The organism is Paenibacillus sp. S-12 (genome assembly GCF_030363895.1).
Lineage (GTDB): Bacteria > Bacillota > Bacilli > Paenibacillales > Paenibacillaceae > Paenibacillus_B > Paenibacillus_B alvei.
In genome coordinates, this window is record NZ_JASIUF010000016.1 from 217,493 (window position 1) to 238,622 (window position 21,130).

General features: G+C 48.3%; 20 protein-coding genes. 2 read left to right on the top strand and 18 right to left on the bottom strand.

Annotated elements, in window-relative coordinates:
- Positions 1 to 3: 3 nt before the first annotated feature.
- From NO352_RS16380 to NO352_RS16450, 15 genes are all read right to left on the bottom strand, one after another.
- Positions 4 to 708 (bottom strand): MgtC/SapB family protein, encoded by a 705-nt coding sequence (locus NO352_RS16380; protein WP_005548495.1) that lies wholly within the window; start codon positions 706 to 708, stop codon positions 4 to 6.
- 344 nt (positions 709 to 1,052) lie between these two features.
- Positions 1,053 to 1,427: an arsenate reductase family protein gene (locus NO352_RS16385; RefSeq protein WP_289356157.1), complete on the bottom strand. Its 375-nt coding sequence runs from the start codon at positions 1,425 to 1,427 to the stop codon at positions 1,053 to 1,055.
- Positions 1,428 to 1,467: 40 nt separating this feature from the next.
- Positions 1,468 to 2,463 (bottom strand): RluA family pseudouridine synthase, encoded by a 996-nt coding sequence (locus NO352_RS16390; protein ID WP_005548498.1) that lies wholly within the window; start codon positions 2,461 to 2,463, stop codon positions 1,468 to 1,470.
- Positions 2,456 to 3,040, bottom strand: coding sequence for a cob(I)yrinic acid a,c-diamide adenosyltransferase (locus NO352_RS16395; RefSeq protein ID WP_005548499.1), 585 nt, complete (start codon positions 3,038 to 3,040; stop codon positions 2,456 to 2,458). Before NO352_RS16395 ends, NO352_RS16390 begins: the two co-directional genes overlap by 8 nt.
- Before the next feature lie 65 nt (positions 3,041 to 3,105).
- Positions 3,106 to 3,672, bottom strand: coding sequence for a bifunctional adenosylcobinamide kinase/adenosylcobinamide-phosphate guanylyltransferase (locus NO352_RS16400; protein ID WP_005548500.1), 567 nt, complete (start codon positions 3,670 to 3,672; stop codon positions 3,106 to 3,108).
- Between the two features lie 98 nt (positions 3,673 to 3,770).
- Positions 3,771 to 4,439, bottom strand: coding sequence for a hypothetical protein (locus NO352_RS16405; RefSeq protein WP_289356158.1), 669 nt, complete (start codon positions 4,437 to 4,439; stop codon positions 3,771 to 3,773).
- Complete coding sequence (locus tag NO352_RS16410) at positions 4,440 to 4,634, bottom strand: aspartyl-phosphate phosphatase Spo0E family protein (RefSeq protein WP_306416469.1); 195 nt, start codon at positions 4,632 to 4,634, stop codon at positions 4,440 to 4,442.
- A gap of 213 nt (positions 4,635 to 4,847) precedes the next feature.
- On the bottom strand, positions 4,848 to 6,056 hold the full coding sequence (locus NO352_RS16415) for an aminotransferase class I/II-fold pyridoxal phosphate-dependent enzyme (protein ID WP_005548505.1): 1,209 nt from the start codon (positions 6,054 to 6,056) through the stop codon (positions 4,848 to 4,850).
- A 13-nt stretch (positions 6,057 to 6,069) separates the two neighbouring features.
- Positions 6,070 to 6,570: an Lrp/AsnC family transcriptional regulator gene (locus NO352_RS16420; protein ID WP_005548508.1), complete on the bottom strand. Its 501-nt coding sequence runs from the start codon at positions 6,568 to 6,570 to the stop codon at positions 6,070 to 6,072.
- A 263-nt stretch (positions 6,571 to 6,833) separates the two neighbouring features.
- Complete coding sequence (locus tag NO352_RS16425) at positions 6,834 to 7,232, bottom strand: spore coat protein (protein WP_289356159.1); 399 nt, start codon at positions 7,230 to 7,232, stop codon at positions 6,834 to 6,836.
- A gap of 27 nt (positions 7,233 to 7,259) precedes the next feature.
- Positions 7,260 to 7,529, bottom strand: coding sequence for a hypothetical protein (locus NO352_RS16430; RefSeq protein WP_005548511.1), 270 nt, complete (start codon positions 7,527 to 7,529; stop codon positions 7,260 to 7,262).
- A 442-nt stretch (positions 7,530 to 7,971) separates the two neighbouring features.
- Positions 7,972 to 9,177: an MFS transporter gene (locus tag NO352_RS16435; protein ID WP_268620728.1), complete on the bottom strand. Its 1,206-nt coding sequence runs from the start codon at positions 9,175 to 9,177 to the stop codon at positions 7,972 to 7,974.
- A gap of 88 nt (positions 9,178 to 9,265) precedes the next feature.
- Positions 9,266 to 9,796, bottom strand: coding sequence for a hypothetical protein (locus NO352_RS16440; protein ID WP_005548516.1), 531 nt, complete (start codon positions 9,794 to 9,796; stop codon positions 9,266 to 9,268).
- A gap of 261 nt (positions 9,797 to 10,057) precedes the next feature.
- The gene (locus tag NO352_RS16445) at positions 10,058 to 10,477 is read right to left on the bottom strand and encodes a DUF350 domain-containing protein (protein ID WP_005548517.1); all 420 of its coding nucleotides are present in this window, start codon (positions 10,475 to 10,477) and stop codon (positions 10,058 to 10,060) included.
- A 22-nt stretch (positions 10,478 to 10,499) separates the two neighbouring features.
- Entirely contained in the window at positions 10,500 to 12,863 is a 2,364-nt protein-coding gene (locus NO352_RS16450; protein WP_289356160.1) for an endonuclease MutS2, read from the bottom strand.
- 154 nt (positions 12,864 to 13,017) lie between these two features.
- Here NO352_RS16450 and NO352_RS16455 point away from each other — a divergent pair, with 154 nt between their 5' ends.
- Together NO352_RS16455 and NO352_RS16460 are read left to right on the top strand one after the other, a co-directional pair.
- A complete protein-coding gene (locus tag NO352_RS16455) occupies positions 13,018 to 13,374 on the top strand; it encodes a phage holin family protein (RefSeq protein ID WP_005548522.1) in 357 nt (118 codons plus the stop codon).
- A gap of 144 nt (positions 13,375 to 13,518) precedes the next feature.
- On the top strand, positions 13,519 to 13,896 hold the full coding sequence (locus NO352_RS16460; RefSeq protein WP_005548524.1) for a cupredoxin domain-containing protein: 378 nt from the start codon (positions 13,519 to 13,521) through the stop codon (positions 13,894 to 13,896).
- 102 nt (positions 13,897 to 13,998) lie between these two features.
- Here NO352_RS16460 and NO352_RS16465 read toward each other — a convergent pair whose 3' ends face one another.
- From NO352_RS16465 to pheT, 3 genes are all read right to left on the bottom strand, one after another.
- A complete protein-coding gene (locus NO352_RS16465; protein WP_005548526.1) occupies positions 13,999 to 14,610 on the bottom strand; it encodes a CvpA family protein in 612 nt (203 codons plus the stop codon).
- A gap of 46 nt (positions 14,611 to 14,656) precedes the next feature.
- Positions 14,657 to 18,061, bottom strand: a complete 3,405-nt coding sequence (gene zapA, locus NO352_RS16470; protein ID WP_289356161.1) for a cell division protein ZapA — start codon at positions 18,059 to 18,061, stop codon at positions 14,657 to 14,659.
- 397 nt (positions 18,062 to 18,458) lie between these two features.
- Entirely contained in the window at positions 18,459 to 20,903 is a 2,445-nt protein-coding gene (gene pheT, locus NO352_RS16475; protein WP_289356162.1) for a phenylalanine--tRNA ligase subunit beta, read from the bottom strand.
- Positions 20,904 to 21,130 lie beyond the last annotated feature (227 nt).

The following is a 21,130-nucleotide window of genomic DNA, read 5'->3' on the forward strand; positions in this document are numbered from 1 at the left end:
GAGCTAAAGCTGCTCAATCTCCACACTGATTACGTGCTCGATGTTCTTAATGTAATAATAAATTTCCGTCAGATACTGCTGACTCGGCACAGAAAGAACCAGGTCGATTCGCTGACGATCCGAATCCAAATCCTTCAGCTTAAAGTGGCGGATATGAAACTCTTCGGCAGCTGGCCGATCCTTGCGCTGAATTTTCTTAATTAGATCGGTCATTTGGTGGTTGGACTCTACGACGATCTTCAACGACACATCATGCCGATTCAGTCTTGCAGGCCCAATCATCTTAATTGCATTCGGAATAAGATTGACAGCTGCAATCAACAGTGCTGCCCCACAGGTTGCCTCCAAATAGAAACCGGCCCCAATCGCCACACCGAGTGCCGATGCAGACCAGATGAGCGCTGCAGAGGTAAGTCCAGATATTACCTCATTGCTTCTGCGCAAAATAACGCCCGCCCCAATAAAACCAACCCCGCTAATAATTTGTGCAGCCAAGCGCATCGGATCCATATTCGGATGATTGGTTCCGCCAAATTTCCCGAATGCCTCAATAGAAACAATCGTAACCAAGCAGCTGGCTATGCATATAACCATACTTGGTCTTAGGCCAAGCTGTTTTTGCTTTATTTGTCTGTCGAGTCCAATTAACAAGCCAAATAATAGTGCCAAGCACAGCTTCATCAACATTTCCAAAGTCAAAAATATCATGCCCGTTCACCCTCTTCCTCAAATTCACATCTACTGCCGTAGAAAAATGCACGCAAAAAAGCCCCCTCGCAAAAAGGGAGCTTACCGCATCCAACACCTACATTACTCGCATGTCAAAATAAGCCTACTGTATCCTCACGCTAATACCAAGCAAGATGAATCAAGGCATAACAAAACATGGGAGGGCCGTTAGTGTTGGACGGGTCCTCTTTACGATTCCATAACCATTGTTTAGAATAGCTCGGACTTCCTTCCAACAATTCCCCTCCCCTTTCTTTGCAAGTTAAATGCTCCATGTGGAATCTTACTTGTTCATGAGGCTTAACATGACCGAAGCATTTCACTTAATGCATGGAAGCTGTTCCCCACGCTTCTGCAAACATGTCCTCCTTGAAGCCAACCGTAGCCCGCTTCCCATCTGTGACAATCGGACGCTTGATCAGCTTGCCATTCGAAGCCAGCAGATCCAACTGCTCCTGCTCACTCATCGCAGGGAGCTTGTCTTTAAGCTGCATCTCCTTGTATACCTCGCCAGACGTATTAAAGAACTTCTTCAAGTCCAAGCCGCTTTTAGCTACAAGCTTGCGTAATTCCTCACTGCTAGGCGGCTCCTCAACGATTGGGATCAATGTAACCTCATAGCCCTTTCCCTTCAGCCACTGCACTGCTTTTCGGCAAGTGCTGCACTTTGCATATTGATACACCGTAACGTTCATCATTCATTTTCTCCTTTCTTATCCTCAATTGTGAATGACCGTCCTATCCTAGAAGCCGTTCATGCAGCTCCACTAATTCTGGAGGAAGCTCAGCCGTGAAATGAAGCTCCGACCCATTCATCGGGTGCTTGAATCGCAGCTCAGAGGCATGCAGCGCATGCCGTGTTAATGGCTCGACTACCGCATGAAGCAGGGGAGTATTTACCAAGCTCGGATCCGCGTAGAACTTATCGCCGAGCAGTGGACATCCGATATGCTTCATATGTACCCGGATCTGATGTGTGCGTCCCGTTTCCAGACGGCAGCTTACACGTGAAGCTTGCCCTTGATAGGTTTCCAGCACATGGTAATGTGTAATGGAGTCGTAACCGTCTGGCGTTACGACACGAAGGTGCGGCTGCTCCTTATCTCGATCGATTGGCGCGCGCACGGTTCCTTCTTTCTCCTTAGGCACGCCAAACACAAATGCTTCATACTGCTTCCATACCTCATTATTCTGCATCTGATCTGCTAGCTGATGATGCGCATGTCCATGCTTGGCAACAATAAGCAGACCAGAGGTATCTTGATCGAGCCGATTCGCCGGACGAAACCGGGTACGCTCCCCCCGCATGCGCCAATGATGAACGACCCCATTCGCCAGTGTTCCATTTGGATATCCCTTAGTCGGATGTACAACCAATCCTGCCTGCTTATTGAGCACGAGAATATCCTCGTCCTCATACACAATGTGAATCGGGATCGGTTCGGGTTCTATCGTCTCGACATAGTCTTCTGCAATCTCCACACGAATCACATCACCTGCACGGAGCTTATCGCGCACAGTTAGCACTCTGCCATTATATTCGGTACCGCCATTTACCGTTATCGCTTGCTCTAATGTCTTAAGCCGCTTTAACAAGCGTCTGGATAAGTTCATCCTTGAGCGAAGAACAGTGCGGAGCTGAATCCCTTCCTCCCCTTCAGGAACTACATACGACAGCTCAGCTGCTACTTCCCCTGCCAAGGTGTCCGATTGCTGCTCTCGTTCTTCAATCATGCTGTTCCTTCTTCCCGAACACGTCAGCACTTCGCACATATTCCTGATCCTGAACACCAATAAGCATATTGGCACGGCGTGCTGCTGCGAAGAAATAATCTGACAATCGATTCACATACTTCATCACGTCCACGTGAACTGTCTCTTGATGTGAGAGTGTAACAAGCTGCCGTTCAGCTCGGCGGCATACCGTTCGACAAACATGCAGGGCCGCCGCCGTTTCCGATCCCCCTGGCAAAATAAACTTCGTTATCGGCGCATTCGCAGCCTCGTGCTCATCCACCCATTTTTCCAGTTGCTCCACTTGTTCGGATCGTATTTTATAGATAAACTTGCCTTGCTTCTTCTCTGCATAAGCAATATCTGCACCACAATCAAATAGCTCATGCTGGATCGTGGACAATTGCTCGCGCAACATCTCCATCTCACTTCTCCGACAGCATGTGATCGCCCATCCAACGAAGGAATTCAACTCATCGAGTTCACCATATGCCGTTACCCGCAGATGATCCTTCGGTACACGTCCTCCAATCAATGAGGTCGTTCCTTCATCTCCCGTCCGCGTATATAATTTCATTTGCAAATGCCCCCCTCACTACCGATCTATCTTGGGCTTCAAGTCTCCTGCACGCGTCACAAGGTTTACTTTCGCTTCCGTTTTGCGCTAATGTCCTCTGGTATGCCTGATGTCATGCGGAACCATTGCGAGCTTCGCTTCACCAGCTCACGATTCAATGCAGCGTGCTGCACAATGTATTCCACTTCCAATTGATTGGTAAACGGTGTATATCCCGGCGGCTCATTCGTAATAATGAACAGCTTACCTTGAAATATGAACAACGCCTCTTGCAGCTCCATTCGCGCAGCTGTCAGCCGTGCAGTATATGCTGCATGATCCTGTTTATTGCCCAGTTCATCCATAATTTTCTTATGCGCACCGTATAAATAAGCAGTAACGCTGTCAATAACCAGCACGCGCCGATCTGCTCGAAACATATTCGATTGCTCATTAATCCGATGAAGAACCTCTGGCAATGCATATTCCGTATCTATGGTCTGCCATGTGAAATGGGGTGGCGCAGGCAATTCATCCGGAGGCGGTGTATGTTGGGTTTTCATATAAAATCCTTCATGCCCGAAAGTTGCTGCATAGTGCAGTGCAAATGATGTTTTTCCGCTCCCGGTGCTTCCTGTTACACCAATGATCACGAGCGCTCCCCCCTTTCACCTATTCTGTCTTAACTTGATGCTCTACGATTGCTTGGATTTCGCTATCCGCAATGTTCTTCCATTCACCGCTTTCTAACTTACTTCTTTGCGGCAAGTGCCTTAATAATCTCTACGGATCTGGCTTCATCTGGAGTCCGTGAAGGGATCGTAACAGACAACCCCTTCTCCTTAATGCCGTGCTTGTTCAGACCTGGCAGCTGCTCAGCCGGCAGCGAGAATAAGAAAGTTCCCTTACGTTCATTCTTCCCTTCATATACGGAACCTTCATACACGCCTTCGCGATATGTTTTGGCATCGAAATATTTATCCATCGGCACATGTCCTCCCTGAGGAGCCATTCTCTTCGCATCCTCTTCCGGAATGATCATGACACTATTTTCCCCTGCCGCATATTCCACGAACAGCTTCTCAATGCTATACAGCGGCGAAGCTACCACTTGGACTGTAAATTTATTTTCAAACGTCTTATTGAGATCATCCTGCAACGCTTGGGTCATTTCAGGAGGTACTGACGAGGATGTCATAATGAAAATCGTTGCATCCGCCTTAGGCCCCCCACAACCACTCACAAGCACAAGCATTACCGCTAGAACACCGAACCATCCCCAATTACGCATAATAGCCTGTCCCCTCTCTACGCAGCCCACATCACTGATATCTATTAAGTTAATCCCAACCTTCACTATATCATAAACAACATAGGCAAAAAAAGAAGACTCCACATAGGAGCCTTCTACTTGCTTCATCTATTTCATCAATTGTGATTTCATGTATTCATTAATTTTCAGATCCAACATGCTGCTAATCTCAATCACTGTCTCCGCAGTAAAGGATTGCTCCTCTTGAAACATTTGCTCCATCTGCTTGCGAAGGACAAGGATTTCATACTCAAGCGCCAGAAGCTTGGACGAAACGTTTCTTGTTCTGCCCGACCATCTCAAATGAGATCTTTCTTCTCTCACTGAACTATGCGGATACGACGTCAATGTATAGTTCGAACAAAACAATCGACCTTTCCTCCCTTCATGGCTTGACTAGAGTATCCTAGATATCTCCAACTGTTCCATAACATGGGACAATTGAGCGAGACATGTTATATTATACCAGAGGAAAAGAAAGAAAACTAGTTCATTTTCGTTGATTATGAATAAAAATCACATTTCCTGCTTCATCTTGTCGAGAAAACGCCCCATACGGTCGAGAGCTTCATTCAACTGCGTAACAGATGTCGCATAAGAGCAGCGAATATGGCCCTCACCTCCCAGACCGAATACATCGCCGGGAACGGCTGCAACCTTAGCTTCGAACAGCAGCCGATGTGCAAATTGTTCCGAAGTAAGACCTGTAGACTTAATGGATGGGAATGCATAGAAAGCCCCTTGCGGCTCATGGCATTCCAGCCCAATCTCGCGGAAGCCGTTCACAACGAGACGTCTGCGCTGATTGTAAGACTCCATCATATGATCCTTCTCACTCATACCATTGCGCAGTGCCTCAAGTGCCGCAATTTGTCCCATAATCGGTGCACACATGACGGTATATTGATGAATTTTCATCATCGCAGCAATGATTTCCGGATGACCGCATGCATACCCCATACGCCAGCCAGTCATCGCAAATGCCTTGGAAAAGCCGCTGACAAGCACGGTTCTGTCCTTCATCCCCGGAATGGAAGCGAAGCTGACATGCTTCTGATCATACGTTAACTCCGCGTAAATTTCATCTGAAATCACGATCAGATCATGCTCTTCAACAATCTTGGCTATTGGCAGCCAGTCTTCATATGTCATGATGCCGCCCGTAGGATTGCTCGGATAGCACAGAATCAGCACCTTGGACTTAGGTGTAATTTTGGCTTTTAACGCCTCCGCTGTCAGCTTGAATTGATTTTCAGCGTGCGTTTCAATTCCTACCGCTACACCACCGCCAATTGATACGATTGGTGAGTACGAGATATAGCACGGTTCTGGTATTAAAATTTCGTCGCCAGGCGCAACCAACGTCCGCAGCGCCAAGTCGATGGCCTCCGATCCGCCAACCGTTACCAGCACTTCCTCTGACGGTTCATACTTCACATGGAATGAATGGTTTAAGTATTCTGCGATCGCTTCGCGAAGCTCCAGCATCCCTGCATTAGAGGTATACTTCGTACGACCGCGCTCCAATGAATATACGCAAGCTTCACGAACATGCCAAGGCGTGCAAAAATCCGGTTCCCCAACACCTAAAGTGATGATATCCTTGCTGGCATTAGCCAAATCGAAGAACTTGCGAATACCGGATGGGGCAATATCGCGCACGAGTGGATTAATGTAGCCGCTCATAGAGCGTACGCCAGCTTGCTTCTCTTCTTCTTTAATCATGGTACATCACCTTTCACGGGGTAATTACGAGACGATGATCATCCTCGCGCTCTTCATATATGATGCCATCCTGCTTATACTTCTTCAGGATGAAGTGAGTTTTGGTCGATAGAACTGATTCAATCGGAGACAGCTTGTCGGATACAAAGGAAGCCACTTCACGCAGGTTCTTCCCTTCCACCTCAACAAGCAAATCATATGCACCGGACATTAAGTAGACGGATTTCACTTGCGGGAACAAATAAATCCGCTCAGCAATGCCCTCAAATCCGCGGCCGCGCTCAGGCGTAATTTGAACCTCAATGAGAGCCGTAACCGTCTCGTCGTCAACCTTGCTCCAATTCACTACTGTTGCATATTTAACAATGACGTGCTCCTCTTCCATCTCGGCAATCGCAGTGCGTACCTTCTCTTCGTCCACGCCTAGCATCGTAGCGATGAGCGCCGGGGAACGACGCGCGTCCTCTTTTAACAATTTCAGTATGCTAATATTAAAATCGCTCAATTCCTTCATATTCGTTCCTCCCTCGGCCTGCAGCGGCAAGCCGATTTTAGTGTAAATATGCTACATATGATACACCTTTTCACAGCCTCGTGCCAATAATCAGTGGTCTTCGCAATAAATCCGCTTTATCTCCTACAACTATGATACCTGTTGCCGTAATGGAATTGAAGGTCCACGGCCACGCGAAATTGCGGCTGTACTGGTTGGTCTTTGCATTGTTTGCCTCAGCAAGAGAAAAGGCTGCCGATGTGCTCAGCAGCCCTCTATCCTTTTTACATGTAATTGTTATTGTTCCCTTGGTGATGCTCTTGGGAAGGATAAGCATGCTGCTGATAGTGACCATATCCCGCTCCCGCTTGGCCAAGCTTCTGTTGTACGAACTGATTGCACTTCATTTGCAGCTGTTGATTGTCATTCAATAGCTTGTTTATCTCTTGACGCAAAGCAGGTGACGCTACGGAATACATATTATTTTGTTCCATAATCGTGAACAGCTGACCTTGCAGCGTTAACGTGCTATGCGTTAACTCAGTGAACATCTGCCGTACCACCGGACAGGCAGCCTCCGTAACACCTGTTGTATATTCGCGAGAGGTTCGCTTCAAATCTGCCAAGATCGAAGACAGCAAGTCCTTTTCTTGCATGAATTGATTATTTTGAGCTCCGTTCATACTGCGGCTCCTCCTTCATTCCTTCTATTATTGAGATTGCTGCGGGCTGGTTGGCGCCAAATGTGCGTGCTGCTGTAGAGTATGCAGCAATGCATTCATGTGCTGCTGATGAACATTGATCATTTGTGTCAGCGCCTGTTGAACGCCGGGAGTTGTCGCTATCGAAGCGGTTGCCGCACATTGCTTGATAAGCAAATCTTCATTGGAAATGGAGTCAACGATATACTCTAATTCTTTCGCTGATAATGGCTTCATAGAGCCTTGATGTGACTGTTGGTTATGCTGAGCATATTGCATCTGAGCATACTCCTTTCATCATGTCTGTAGGTTGTTGTTCTCTATGTATTATGAACCCAATATCAGGGAAATATGTAACCGGAAATACAGAATAAGGGGGAAAACCCGTGGATTTACTATATGGATCGCGTTCTTGGGAACCTATATTGCCTAAAAGGATTGCACATTCTCCCCTGACAACACACATTGGGGATCTGCATAAGATACGGCAAGAACGCTTTTTTGATTTGGGAAACGAAGCGGCATTTTATACTTGCGAACCTCAACTGATAAGCGAATTGTTGCAGGTGGGTGTTACGATTGAATGTGGTTCCCATCCAGACGCTGGACTATTTCGGTATTCGAGGAGATAAGTTGTGAATCGAGATTGACGTCATATCCTTATTTGAGAATGTAATGCATGAAAGCCCCACTGCTTCTATGAAGCATGCAGGGCTTTTACTTATTTCCCCGTAGGATGATTTTTCACTAATGTTCGGACACATATTGCACTGATAATCGGAAACGCTCCAATGACAGTCAAAAAAGCAACGACTACCGCATCTGTCGTTTTCCATTGAACAACAACTAAATAGGCTGCAACTCCCACCATTCGCCCAATCAGCAGGCCAAATTCACGCAATACCGTCAGTTCGACGCGCTGTGATGCGGACTGCTCATTTACTCCCATAATGTCGAAAGTAACCGACGTCATTGGGATAACGAATAATGGTGAGAACAAAGAAGTAATGACACCGAATAGCAACAGACTTCCATATCCAACATGGAAAAACAGTGGAATGACCGCAAGTGCCATAGCAATTGTTCCGAGAAACAAACCCGGTGCACGGAAGGCTGGGCGCATAATCTTACCGATTACATAGAAGCTGCCTAATGCAGCAGCTGAAGTAATTAGCGTGTAATTCCCCAGCTTCATTTCGTTTGTCGTCGCAATATACACCACCAGTCCAATTAAGAAAGCGAAGACACCATCCCTGACACCTTGTGCAGCCAGCGCCGGCAGCGCGAGCCTCCAAGGACTATCGGTGGATTTCCACTCTGTAAAGGGCAGCGTCCAGTTATAATGCCCCTCAGGAGGACGCTTGCGCAGCCAAAAGCTGAAAATAATTGCCCCAATAAACACCCCGAACGAAACGGTAAAGATAATGCGATAACCTATCCCATCGCCAAGCTTGGAGATCAGATAACCGGAAGCCCACGGTGCAGCCATACCGCAGCATGATCCAATTAGGCCGGCCCAGCCATTATATAGGTCACGATTGTCAGGGTCTGTTACCTCAAAATACACCACGTTATAAGCAAGCCAAAAGGCCCCGAATGCTGCACCTAGCAGGAATCCCAGCAGCCATATGTAATCAACAGCACCTTTGCCGAGCCAAAGTACAGCTGCATAGAAGGCTCCCGCTAATCCGATTCCAAGCCGCAAGCAATTCATTTTGTTGCCTTCCTTTACCCACTTGCCGGCAAAATAGAAGACCAATCCACTGGATATTTGCTGACTGAACGCAAACCAGCCGATTAAGCTGTAATCGGAGGCTGCCTTCCATAGAAAAACATTGACGAATGCCCCGGATAGAGCATTCGCCAACGAAAAGAGGCCAAAAACGATCAACAGCAAAAGCGATTGAGCGTCAAGACGCGCTGTCACGAAGGGAACCCCTCCCTTGCTTAATCGGGCATATAGCCCTCTTCGTTACAGCTTTTAAGTTGCCCTAAAGCAGGCGTCTTATGATATTTTATTCTGACTGCGCGCGGCGAACGACTTCCATCAACGGCTCACGATGCGGTTCGGCCAATACTTTTGATACTTGGAAGCATGATGTGCACACATATACATTCATTCGGAAAGGCGCCGTTACAATTGGCTCCTTCAACGATTCTGATACATTCGGCTCAAAATGATTGGAGCTAATGGTTTCTGTGCCGGCCAGCAACATATATTCTCTGCATTGTGGACATTCTGGTACTTCAGCTTGTCCATGCAGTGCCTTGTCCACTCCCTCTTGATAGCGCAAGGAATCTGAATCGCCGAACATGGCAGCATCCTCTGCCCATCCGAAGTTGGACCAGCCTTTTTCTTCTGCTTCTTCCTGATCATGCTCGTGCTCATCATGATCGCCATGCTGCTTATCGGGGTCATGCTCAATATCTACATTCAATGTTCGATAAGCATTCAGTTCATTGTGGCAATGTGGGCACTCCTCTTCAGGACCAAGCACCTCATCCCACACAATTTCCGTATCACACCAAGGACAAATTTGACTCATGTCCTATCAACCTGCCTTTCGTAAATGAGAAGGCTCCTTCAATTGCTTGCAGAGCACATCCCTCAGTTATCTTAGATGTCTTCACTCAATATCGTTATACTCGTCCGTGCCTGGCTGCAACTACTGATAACAGCTTCTACAGGTTCACCCAATACACGATTCCGATAATAATAAATATCGCTGCCAATGCAAACAGTGTTCCCCATAAGTACTTCATGCAAGACCTCCGCTGCGATAGTAACGAACCTCAAACCTACTGATCTATTTAATGCTAGCTCCAATAATGTAGGACATGGATACCGAGATCACCATAGACAATAAGCCTACTGCACGATTATCCTTTTGAATCTCATCGTCCAACTTGAAGTACGGCATCAAAAATCCAAACAAAAAGTAAGCCAATAACAGCAGTACATACCCAAGGGCCGCCCATGTCAATGATGCATACAGTGTATCCCGCGCTACCATTCCGAAGCGAAAGATATTGCAAATCCCGAAGATTTTACCGGATGTGGCCATCGCAACACTAATATTTCCTTTGCGAATTTCTTCCCAGCATCTGTATCGCGTCACTAATTCAAATATGGACAAGAACAACACAAGCGCCAGCACGGTTACAGAAAAATAGGCACACATGGATACGTATGGGTTACTAAGCCATTGCTCAATAAATCGTTCCACATTCATCCTCCCCGGTTCACTGTTACTTCAGTTCTGCAACTGTAATTCCTGTACCACCCTCACCATAGTTGCCGAGACGGAACGTCTTCACATGTTTATGCTTGCGCAGGAACTCCTGGATTCCCGTTCTCAGAATTCCCGTCCCCTTGCCATGAATGATGTACACTTGTCCCAAATTAGCGAGCAGCGCCTCATCCAGGAACCGATCCACCTCAATGATGGCCTCTTCCAAGTTGGCTCCACGCAAGTCAAGCTCAGAACGTACATTATCTGCTCGTGTACGCTTCACATTTGTGCCTGCTTTGACAGACTTGCTGCTCTGCTTCGAAGCCGAGGAAGTGACAAGTTCCAGATCGTCCATTGGAACCTTCATTTTCATAATGCCAAGCTGCACGACTGCTTCGTTGCCCGCCAGTTCGACTACGCTGCCCTTCTGATTCAAGCTGTACACCATAACGTCATCCCCAGCTTCAATCTTGCGAGCCTGCTTCTTCGCTGGCTTCGCCTTGGAGGCAAGCTTGCTTGCTGGAGCAGCTTCATCCAGCCGCTTGCGCGCCTCGGTTAGCAGATGCTCCTTCACATTTACGCCTTCCTGAGCGAGCAGCTTCAGTTCAGTAATGATGTCATCCGCTTCATGGCGCGCTTTACGAACGATTTCGCGCGCTTCCTCGGAAGCACGCTCGATTCGCTTGTCGCGCTCTGCGTGAAGCTTCGCTTCCTCAGAGGCAAGCACTGCTCGAAGATGCTCTGTTTCCTTCCGTATCCTCTCCGCTTCCTCGCGTTCCGCTTCTGCACGAAGACGGTTCTCCTCTAGTGAAGCGATCATCGTCTCGATACGCATATCCTCTTCTGTCACTTCTCCACGAGCATGTTCAATAATGGAGGATGGCAGGCCAAGGCGTTCTGCAATTGCAAATGCATTGCTTCGGCCTGGAACACCAACAAGAAGTCTATACGTTGGACGCAGTGTTTGCACATCAAATTCCATGCTGGCATTAATAACGCCCTTGCGCTCATATGCATATGCCTTCAGCTCACTATAGTGAGTGGTTGCAACGATTCTGCAGCCCAGGCGATGAATATGTTCGAGAATCGCAATCGCCAAAGCAGAACCTTCCGCAGGATCTGTTCCCGCTCCAAGCTCGTCTAGCAGCACAAGACTTTTCGGTGTCATTTCACCTAAAATGCGAATAATGTTCGTCAAATGACTGGAGAACGTACTCAAGCTTTGCTCAATACTTTGCTCATCACCGATGTCGGCGTAAATGGCATCAAATACACACATTTGGCTGCCGTCCTGCGCCGGTATAAATAAACCAGACATGGACATAAGGCTCAGCAGCCCCATCGTTTTCAACGATACTGTCTTACCACCTGTGTTCGGTCCAGTAACAATGATTGAGGTATAGTCATTGCCAAGCTCCACGTCAATTGGCACAACTTTTTCCCTATCGATAAGCGGGTGGCGGCCTTTAATCAGCTTCATATAACCGCGGTCATTCATGCGTGGCAGCGTAGCTTTCATCTCATGCGCTAAGCGAGCCTTGGCAAAGATAAAATCCAACTGCTCCATGATATCTGTATCATTCAATAATAGATCCACCTGCAAACCTACATGTTCGGTCAATTGAGACAGAATCCGTTCAATTTCACGCTCTTCTTTGAGCTTCGTTTCCCGCAGCTTGTTATTCAGCGTAACAATCGCTTCTGGCTCGATGAAGAGCGTAGCACCAGAGCTTGATTGGTCATGTACAATTCCGCCATAATGACCGCGGTATTCTGACTTAACCGGGATTACATACCGGTCATTTCGGATAGTGATGAGTTGCTCCTGCAGCATCTTGGATGCATTGGATGATCGAATCATTGATTCCAGTTTTTCCCGAATACGGGCTTCTCCGATGCGCAGCTCGCGACGTGCAGCTGCCAGCTCCGAACTGGCTTGATCCAGCACTTCACCCTGCTCGTCGATACAGCGTCTAATCTCATCTTCCAATTCTTTTTGCCAGCTTAAAGAATCCGCCAGCTCCATCATCAGCGGCACCGGGTTGTCCTCATGCACACTCTCAATATGGCGTCTCACGCGACGACCTGCGAAGATCAGCACGGAAATCTCCCACAATTCATTTGCGCTTAGCATTGCATTAATGCGTGCGCGCTTTACGGCAGGGCGTATATCGGCAACACCAGAGAAGGGAGCTCCGCCCTTCAACCGATCTATCGTCATCGCCTCATCCGTCGCCTGCAGGCGACGCTTCACTTCCTCCAAATCCGTGCTCGGCAGCAGGGACAAGGAAGCATGTTCCCCTAACGGGGTAGCCGCATGTCGGGCAAGCGATTGCAGTATTTTATGGTAATCCATTGTTTTTAAAATTTTCGAGTCCAAAACAAGTCACGGCTCCTCTCGCTGTTCATTATAGCGGTATACCGAAATAATGGCTATCCAATGTCTGAACATGCCACTCATGAATATCGCGGATAAGGTTACAATAATTGTTGCACAAACCTATACCCTTCAAACGAGTAAGGAGGAAAAGTCCATGAGTTTTCTCGGTCATGTCGTTCGATTCATTGTGGCAGCCATCGTATTGATGGTTACGGGCTGGATTGTGCCGATGTTTACCGTAGGCGGTTTCTGGAGTGCCTTAATCCTTGCCTTAGTCATAGCCTTATTCGGCTGGATTGTCGAAGGCATTTTTGGAAAAAGAGTCACGCCGTTCGGACGCGGGATCGTTGGCTTCATCGCCAGCGCCGTCGTCATTTACATCGCTCAATTCTTTGTTGGCGGTGTATCCGTCTCGGTACTTGGCGCTATTATTGCAGCGCTTGTCATTGGATTGATCGACCTGTTCATTCCAGTTGCGACACCATTCGAAGCTGGCCGCGAGTCCAAATAACGGCCTAATGTCTCGAGGGCTGCTTCCTTCGTTCTGAATGAGCGAGTCCATGTATAACCCCCTTCTCTTCGCTCCATACATGCAATGGAAAAAGTTGATACTTTCCGTTACACTATATGGACGAGGAGAGGAGGAATTATACAAATGCTGGCAAGAAGCAGCCTAAGGTCGCTCATCACATGCCTATCGCTCACAGCGTTTATGGTCTCTGGATGCGGCGGACAATCCAATCAGGCTCAAGAAGACAACGTAAAAACAGACAAAGAGCTCGTGATTAAAGCAACTAATTTCAAGTTCGATAAGTCTGAATATCGCGTTAAGTCAGGTGAACCAATCCGTATCGTATTAGATGCTGTTGGCAATCACGGGGTTGCCATCAAGGAGTTGCATTTGTCCCTTGATCCAACTCATCCCCAGCAAGTCATAACTCCGGAACAACCCGGTACATACGACTTGTCATGCACGATTTTGTGCGGCCCGGGACACAATGAGATGACAGCCAAATTTATTGTCGAAAAATGAGCGGCCGCCGTGATCCCTGTCTAGTACCTGGGGGACGGCGGTCTGTTCATTCGTTCATGTATGTGATTGAAGTTACGTACACGCACGATTCAGCAAGAGATACTATAGCCACTGAGCCCACTTTACAGCCTCAACCATAACATCTGGCATCCACTTTCCGGTTCTGTCAACCCATAATGAAGAATCAACCCAGCTACGGAATGCTCCAGCAGGCCAAGCTCGCAGCAGAATATATATCATACACCACAAAAAGATAAACTGCACCAAGCCGAGCACAGCTCCTGTTACCCGATCCACGGTTCGTACCGGTTTTACATCTGTGAACTTCTTCAGAGCAAAACGTATAAGCCATAGACCGACCAATACAAACGTAAACAACAGCAAAAAGGCGACGACAGCGTGTACAGTATCCATCAATGAAGCCGTCAAAGACGCGTCCCCGCCTGTATTCGCTCCTGTCCCGCTGCTAGTTGAGGTGAACACTCTCTTCCTCACCCATGGTACAAAATCCACATAAAATCGGGCTGCAACGATAAATGCTGCAATATAGCCGAAGAGGGAGAGCGCGATAGATTTGAATCCTCGCACAGCTCCCAATACCATACATGCAACAGCCGCTCCCACTATGATGTAATCCAGGACGTTCCATGAAGCAAATACCGCTGCAACTTCCCTCCATACCTTGTCAAAAAACAATCCTATTTCATGCATCATTTATTTGGCAGTTCCTTATGTTTGATTCGTTTGTCCCTCATTGATGCTACTCAATCATCTCCAGCCACTCATTAAATTCACTCTGAAGCTTGGCATATTCATCCTTGAGCTTCGTGTATTCATCGCTAAGCTTCGTGTAAGCTTCCTGTGTCTCATCCACTTGTCTGCGCTCTTTTTCCCGCTCCAGCTGCGATAATCGGAATTGATGGGAGAGAATCTCGAATTGCTCCTGAATAACTTCCATCTCAGAATGAGAACGAGCCTGCTCTTCAGCATGCTTCTTCGCTTCCTCGACCTCAGATCGCAACTGTTCGACCAGCCGTTGCAGATGCTCACGGTCTTCACTCCATGCTGCAGTTGTGTCCGACCATTGCTGCTCTTGCTGTGCCCATTCCTGTTCACGCTGCTGCGCCCGTGCCTTAGCTTCTTCATATTGTTCAAGCTCTGCAATATAGAGCTGTTGTTCTTCTTCTAACTGCACATAGCGGGATTGCACTTCCTCCACCTGCTGCTTCGCTTCTGCCACGGAAGCAGCGGCTTCATGCTGCGCCTGCTGAATGCTTGCGTAGGAAGCTTGCAGTTCTTCCTTCTCCAATTCCATCTTGCGGCACTTATCTTCGAACTCGGCAAGTTGATCGTATAGAGCATCTTGTTCTTTTTCAATGTTCGCCTGCCATGCGCTCCGTTCTGCTTCGAATTGCTCCTGCAACGCAGCTCGCGCCTGATCCGCTTCACGCATCCATGCTGCTCGTTCTTGTTCGAGACGTTCATTCAGCTGCCGGTCATACTGATTCCGAAGTGCTTCAAGCTCTTCTTCCATACTTTGCTTCATCGCGTCAATCTGTTGCTGCAAATCAGCCGCTTCAGCCTGTACATTATCTCTAACGCGAATGAGGCGTTCCATTTCCACTTGACGCGCACGATCCAGCTCTTCCGCGCGTCCTAAGTGGCCTTCAAGCTGATGGATGCGGGCGTCCTTCTTTTGCATCGCCAGTTCAGCTTCCGCTCGCAAGGATTGCTCTAATTCCTCCAACTCCTTGGCGTGTGCCGCTAAAGCTTCATCCTGTAGTACAGTCCAGGCATCTATATCGCCTTCATATTGAGCACGCAGTTCCTGGATTTTCTGCTCGTACTGAGCTTGCTGTTCTTCCTGGCGCTTCTCCGATTGAACGCGCACTTCTTTCAGTTGCTCTTCATGTTGAGCACGCTCTTCTGCCAACTGCTCCTCATAGTGAGCAAGCTCCTCCTGCAACTGATCCTCGTATTGAGCACGCTCTTCCTGCTGCTGCTTCTCATGCTGGGCACGCTCTTCTGCCAGTTGCTTCTCATACTGAGCACGCGCTTCTAGCAGCTTCTCCTCATGTTGAGCCCACTGCACCTGCTTCTGCTGTTCATATTGAGTACGCAGTTCTTCATTCTGCCGCTCATACCGAGCGATCAGTTCTTGCTCCTGCTGCTCAAGCTGCGCAAGCAAATCAAGCTGCTGCTCTTCATGTTGTTCAGTTGCTTCCTTCAATGCACGTACACGCTCTTGCTCAGAATGCTGCAGCTTCTCTTGATATACAGCCTCAACCTGCTGAACAGCCTTGCTGCGTTCAGATTCTGCCCGAGCAAGCTCTTGCTTCCACTTATCCTCAAGCTCCATCATTGACGTTCTTTTATCCGTTTCAGCTTGTTCCAACTGCTCCAGATGCTCAGTGATCAATTGATCCAGCTCCAGTTCATGCCTTGACTTGGCTTCCGCCAACTCGGCGTGCAATTGAGCAGTTTCCTTTTCGTATTTTGCCTTAGCTTCGTCCAACGCCTGCTGATTCAGCGCCTGCGCTTCTCCCATCGCTTCCTGTTGATTAGCAAGCAGTTGAATGATTTCTTCCTCGTATTTTGCTTTCGCTTCCTTCAAAGCCTCTTGATGAAGTGACTGCATTTCGTCCATTGCTTGCTTCTGATCAGCCTGCAGCTGTGCAATATCCTTCTCGCACTGTGCCTTTACTTCATTCAGCGCCTTCTGATGCAGTGCCTGCGCCTCATCCAAGGCCTGCTTCTGTTCCGCTTGCGCCTTCGCCAAATTGGAATGCTGCTCAGCCTTCACCTGCTCGATTTCTTTAGCATGTTGCTCGGACAATTCTTTTACTTTGGCAGCATGGCGCTCTTCTGCTTGCTTGCGCTGGTTATCTTGGGCAAACTTCAACTGCTGAGCGTACTGTTCATGCTTTTGCTGCAACTGCTTCACATTCGTTTCATGCTGCTGCTTAAGCATTGTGAGCTGCTTATCTCGATCTTGAACCAGTTCCGCTTCTCTCTTCGCTAAGCGCGACTCCCAATCTGTTGTCTGGGCTGCCAATTGTCCTTCCCATGCGGCGGTCTGCTCCGCAAGCTGTTCTTCCCAATCCGCTGAGATCTGCTCGGCATTACGCTTTTCAGATTCAAGCTGCTCGCGCCATTGCTGTTCCTTGACGTTCAGCTTATCTGTCCATTCCTGCTCCCGCAAATTTCGCTCTTCCTGCCAGCTTTGTTCCTTATTCGAAAGCTTACGACTCCAGCTCTGTTTGGCTTCATCGAACTGCTTCTGCCATCCTTGCTCTGTGTCGGTAAGCTTGTTCTGCCATTGCTGCTCGGTCTCCGTATACTTGGCTTGCCAATCTTGCTCAGTTTGTGACAACTTCTCCTGCCAGCTCTGCTCGGACTCTGTCATTCTCTGCTGCCAGCTCTGCTCCGAGTCTTGAAGCTGTGATTCCCAAGTTTGATTTTGCTCATTCAGCTTCGTACTCCATAGACGCTCTGTCTCCTCCAGCTTTTCCTTGAGTGTACGCGCATGGAGCTGCTCCGCCTTCTGCTTTTCTTCCAGAACAGCCTTCAGCCGTTCTTCAACTTGCTGCAGCTTCTTCTTCTGTTCATTTTCACGCGCCGTCAACGATTGAATCCGACGCTCCGTCTCCTTCACCTGCTCGGTCAGCTTATGCACACGCTCTTCCGAAGCCTTATGCTTCTCGGCCAATTGCTGATTTGTTTCCTTCAGCTTTGCCGTTTCTGCACGAAGCTCTGCCGTCTGCTTTTCAGCCTTCGCTTTCTCATTGTTCAGCTCGGTTTGCAGCTTCTCCAGCTTCTGTGCAGACTCCTGACGCAGCTTCTCCAGCGCTTGCTCCGATTCCGTCTGAACCTGTGTCAGTTGCTTCGACAAATTATGATTCGCTGCTTCAACTTCCTTCAAAGACGAGCTAAGCTGTACTTGCTCATCCTTCACTTTCTGTACTTGCTCAGCAATATGTACCGCAGACAATACTGCAATGCGCGTTGTATCAAGACGCGAGTTGGCATTCGCGATGCTTCGCATATGCTCATCCACCATCGCCGCTACATTGCGCATGTAATCCTTGCTAGTTGTGCCTACCAATTTATATTGTGTTCCATATATTTCAACCGCTACTCGATGCTTATTATCCGGACTAGTCATTCATTGGTCCTCCTTACCTTCACGTGCCATGCTGGAGCTTGCAGCCCGCATGCAGCAACAATTTATTCCCTGTTTGCACCTCATATGCAAACTCTACTAGATAATTCGATATATCACCGCTCTTTTCCTCCTACGTATAGAGGAAAGTCAAGTTTCATTTCATAGATTTTTAGAGCAAAAAAACATCTCATATACCCTGCTATTTCAGGGTTTCCCTATTATAGGGGCAGCAGCAGCGGAATTGCAAATACAGGCCTTTTAGGAACTCTCTATGTATATTTCTTTATTTCTCTATTCTAGGAATGATATAGAATTATCACTCTTTGTTTGCCCATAAAAAAAGTTGGGAGCGGAATATCCGTCCCAACTTCTTGATCTTCTATTTATAGATGCTGCCTTACTTTCTCAACTCTGCCTTGAAGTTCGATTCGATTGCTGCCACGACCTTGCCGTGAAGCTCTGTAATCTCTTCGTCTGTGAAGGTATGCTCTGGATGACGATACACGAGTGAAATCGCAACGCTCTTCTTGTCTTCCGCAACATGCTCACCTGTGTAGACGTCGAACACATTTACAGATTCAAGCAGCTCGCCTGCAGTCTCCTTAGCAAGCGCAACGACTTGTCCTACCTCGGCTCCACGATCCAACACGATCGCAATATCTCGATCTACAGCCGGATAACGCGGAAGGCTGCGGTATTCAATATCGAAGTCTGCCGCATCGATCAACGGCTGCATCAAAATCTCGGCAACATACGTGTCTGCTACATCCTTGGCATGTTGTACCTCTGGGTGCAATTGACCAATGAAGCCGATATGCTGTTCCCCGTGTTCTCCCGTCAAATATAGCGACGCGGAACGTCCTGGATGCAAACCTTGCGGGCGATCTGCCGCATAACGCACACGTCCTTCCAAACCAAAGTACGATACGAGGCTGTCAAGCACACCTTTCATATCATAGAAATCAACCGGTTCTGCCTTCACATTCCACTGTGCAGCATTGCGCTTGCCTGTCATCAGTAAAGAAGCAACCAGCACTTCCTTCGGTTGAGCAGTCAACTGCTCTTCCTTCGTCAGATGCAGTGTGCCCAGTTCGAAGATGCTTATATCCTCGTGCTTGCGGTTGCGGTTGTACACCGCTACATCAATAAGCCCTGGCGTCAGGTTCGTGCGCAGCACACTGCGCTCTTCGCTCATCGGCATTGCCAAGCGAACAGGCACTGCATCTTCCAAGAAGGATGGGAACAATGCTGTATCCGCAGGGTTTGTAAAGGAATACGTCACGACCTCATTCAAGCCATTGTCTGTCAACACACGGCGGATCGCGCGGCGGATGCTTTGTCCCTTCGTCAGATGGCCTGGCGTTGTCGAACCTTCTATAGCCGTTACCGGAATATTGTCATAGCCGTAAATACGCGCAACTTCCTCGATCAAGTCTACATCGCGCGTAATATCGCCACGGCGAGTTGGCACTGTGATGGCGAAGCTGCCTTCGGATTTTTCAACGAATTCGAAGCCAAGACGCTCCATAATTTTGCGAACCTCTTCGGATGTTAACGATGTACCAAGCAAACGGTTTGTTCTATCCAATGTCAGCTCGATTACTTTGCGTTCCAAAGATGCTGTTTTCTGCTCTACGATCCCCGCATACACTTCACCGTCAGCAAGTGTACGGATCAGTTCAGCCGCACGGTTCAATGCAGGTATGACCGCCTCTGGATTCACTTCTTTCTCGAAGCGCAGAGAAGCTTCGGAGCGCAATCCCAATTGACGGGACGTTTTGCGTACCACGCTGCCCGTGAAGTGAGCGGACTCAAGCAAAATGTTCACTGTATCCGAAGATACTTCGGAGTTCTCACCGCCCATAACTCCTGCAAGCGCAACTGGCTTCACGCCGTCTGTAATGAGCAGCATATGCGGTTCCAGCTTGCGTTCTTGGCCGTCAAGCGTAACCAGTCCCTCACCTTCATTCGCAAAGCGAACGTCGATCGTTCCTCCACCATTCAGCTTATCTGCGTCAAACGCATGCAGCGGCTGTCCATATTCCAGCATGACGAAGTTCGTTACATCAACGATATTGTTGATTGGACGAACGCCTGCTGCAAGCAAGCGATTTTGCAGCCACAATGGAGATGGCTTAATCGTTACGCCTGCAATATAGCGTGCTGCGTAGTGCGTGCAGCCTTCCGCAGCGCTAATACTAATCTTCACTTTGCTTGAGGCAGCTTCAGCGCTTTCCTTCACATCCTGCTCTGGCAAACGCGCAGGACGCTCCAGCAACGCGCTTACTTCATGTGCAACACCGAGCATGCTTAGGCAGTCTGAGCGGTTTGGTGTAAGGTCAAGCTCCAGCACATGATCGTTCAAACCGAGCACGTCAGCGATTGGTGTTCCGAGATCTGTATCTGCTGGCAGTACGAGAATGCCTTCCTGCATTTCCTTCGGAAGCAGCTTGTCATTCATGCCAAGCTCCTTCGCTGAGCAGATCATGCCTTGGGATTCAACGCCGCGCAGCTTAGCGCGCTTGATTTTCATGCCGCCTGGCATAACTGCGCCAATCGTAGCAACTGGAACCTTTTGTCCTGCATCTACGTTTTTCGCGCCGCACACGATTTGCAGTTTTTCTTCTGCGCCTACGTCTACTTGGCACACGTTCAGCTTATCCGCATCTGGATGCTTCTCCTTGGATACGACATAGCCCACGACGATGTGGTCGAGTCCTTGATTACGGTTCTCCACCGAGTCGATCTCGATACCGGCACGCGTCATGCGTTCCGCGATTTCTTCAGCAGAAACGCCGGTCAAGTCGATATATTGCGATAGCCATTGGTAGGATACGTTCATTTCTCGCTCTCTTCCTTTCTTCTGTTAAGAGGTGGTTCAAAAAGTCCGCTTTTGATCACGAAGCAACACAGGAAGTAACTCGACATCGAATCTCGCACTCACTCTCGAAGAGCGAATGCTTTCGATGTAGGTTTCCTTTGGAAACATTTCAAGTGCTCATGTAGTTTGCCTGCACTCCGCGCTTCCTTACAAGTTTTGCAAAGCAAACTCGCTACGAAAGCATCCGC

Coding starts and splice junctions, on each gene's coding strand:
- NO352_RS16390 (WP_005548498.1), bottom strand. CDS start 2,463: ATGATTGAAGAACGAGAGCAGCAATCGGACACCTTGGCAGGGGAAGTA.
- NO352_RS16465 (WP_005548526.1), bottom strand. CDS start 14,610: ATGATGCATGAAATAGGATTGTTTTTTGACAAGGTATGGAGGGAAGTT.
- NO352_RS16380 (WP_005548495.1), bottom strand. CDS start 708: ATGATATTTTTGACTTTGGAAATGTTGATGAAGCTGTGCTTGGCACTA.
- NO352_RS16430 (WP_005548511.1), bottom strand. CDS start 7,529: ATGCAATATGCTCAGCATAACCAACAGTCACATCAAGGCTCTATGAAG.
- NO352_RS16385 (WP_289356157.1), bottom strand. CDS start 1,427: ATGATGAACGTTACGGTGTATCAATATGCAAAGTGCAGCACTTGCCGA.
- NO352_RS16420 (WP_005548508.1), bottom strand. CDS start 6,570: ATGAAGGAATTGAGCGATTTTAATATTAGCATACTGAAATTGTTAAAA.
- NO352_RS16460 (WP_005548524.1), top strand. CDS start 13,519: ATGCTGGCAAGAAGCAGCCTAAGGTCGCTCATCACATGCCTATCGCTC.
- NO352_RS16440 (WP_005548516.1), bottom strand. CDS start 9,796: ATGAGTCAAATTTGTCCTTGGTGTGATACGGAAATTGTGTGGGATGAG.
- NO352_RS16425 (WP_289356159.1), bottom strand. CDS start 7,232: ATGAACGGAGCTCAAAATAATCAATTCATGCAAGAAAAGGACTTGCTG.
- NO352_RS16415 (WP_005548505.1), bottom strand. CDS start 6,056: ATGATTAAAGAAGAAGAGAAGCAAGCTGGCGTACGCTCTATGAGCGGC.
- NO352_RS16405 (WP_289356158.1), bottom strand. CDS start 4,439: ATGAAGCAAGTAGAAGGCTCCTATGTGGAGTCTTCTTTTTTTGCCTAT.
- NO352_RS16395 (WP_005548499.1), bottom strand. CDS start 3,040: ATGAAATTATATACGCGGACGGGAGATGAAGGAACGACCTCATTGATT.
- pheT (WP_289356162.1), bottom strand. CDS start 20,903: ATGAACGTATCCTACCAATGGCTATCGCAATATATCGACTTGACCGGC.
- NO352_RS16455 (WP_005548522.1), top strand. CDS start 13,018: ATGAGTTTTCTCGGTCATGTCGTTCGATTCATTGTGGCAGCCATCGTA.
- zapA (WP_289356161.1), bottom strand. CDS start 18,061: ATGACTAGTCCGGATAATAAGCATCGAGTAGCGGTTGAAATATATGGA.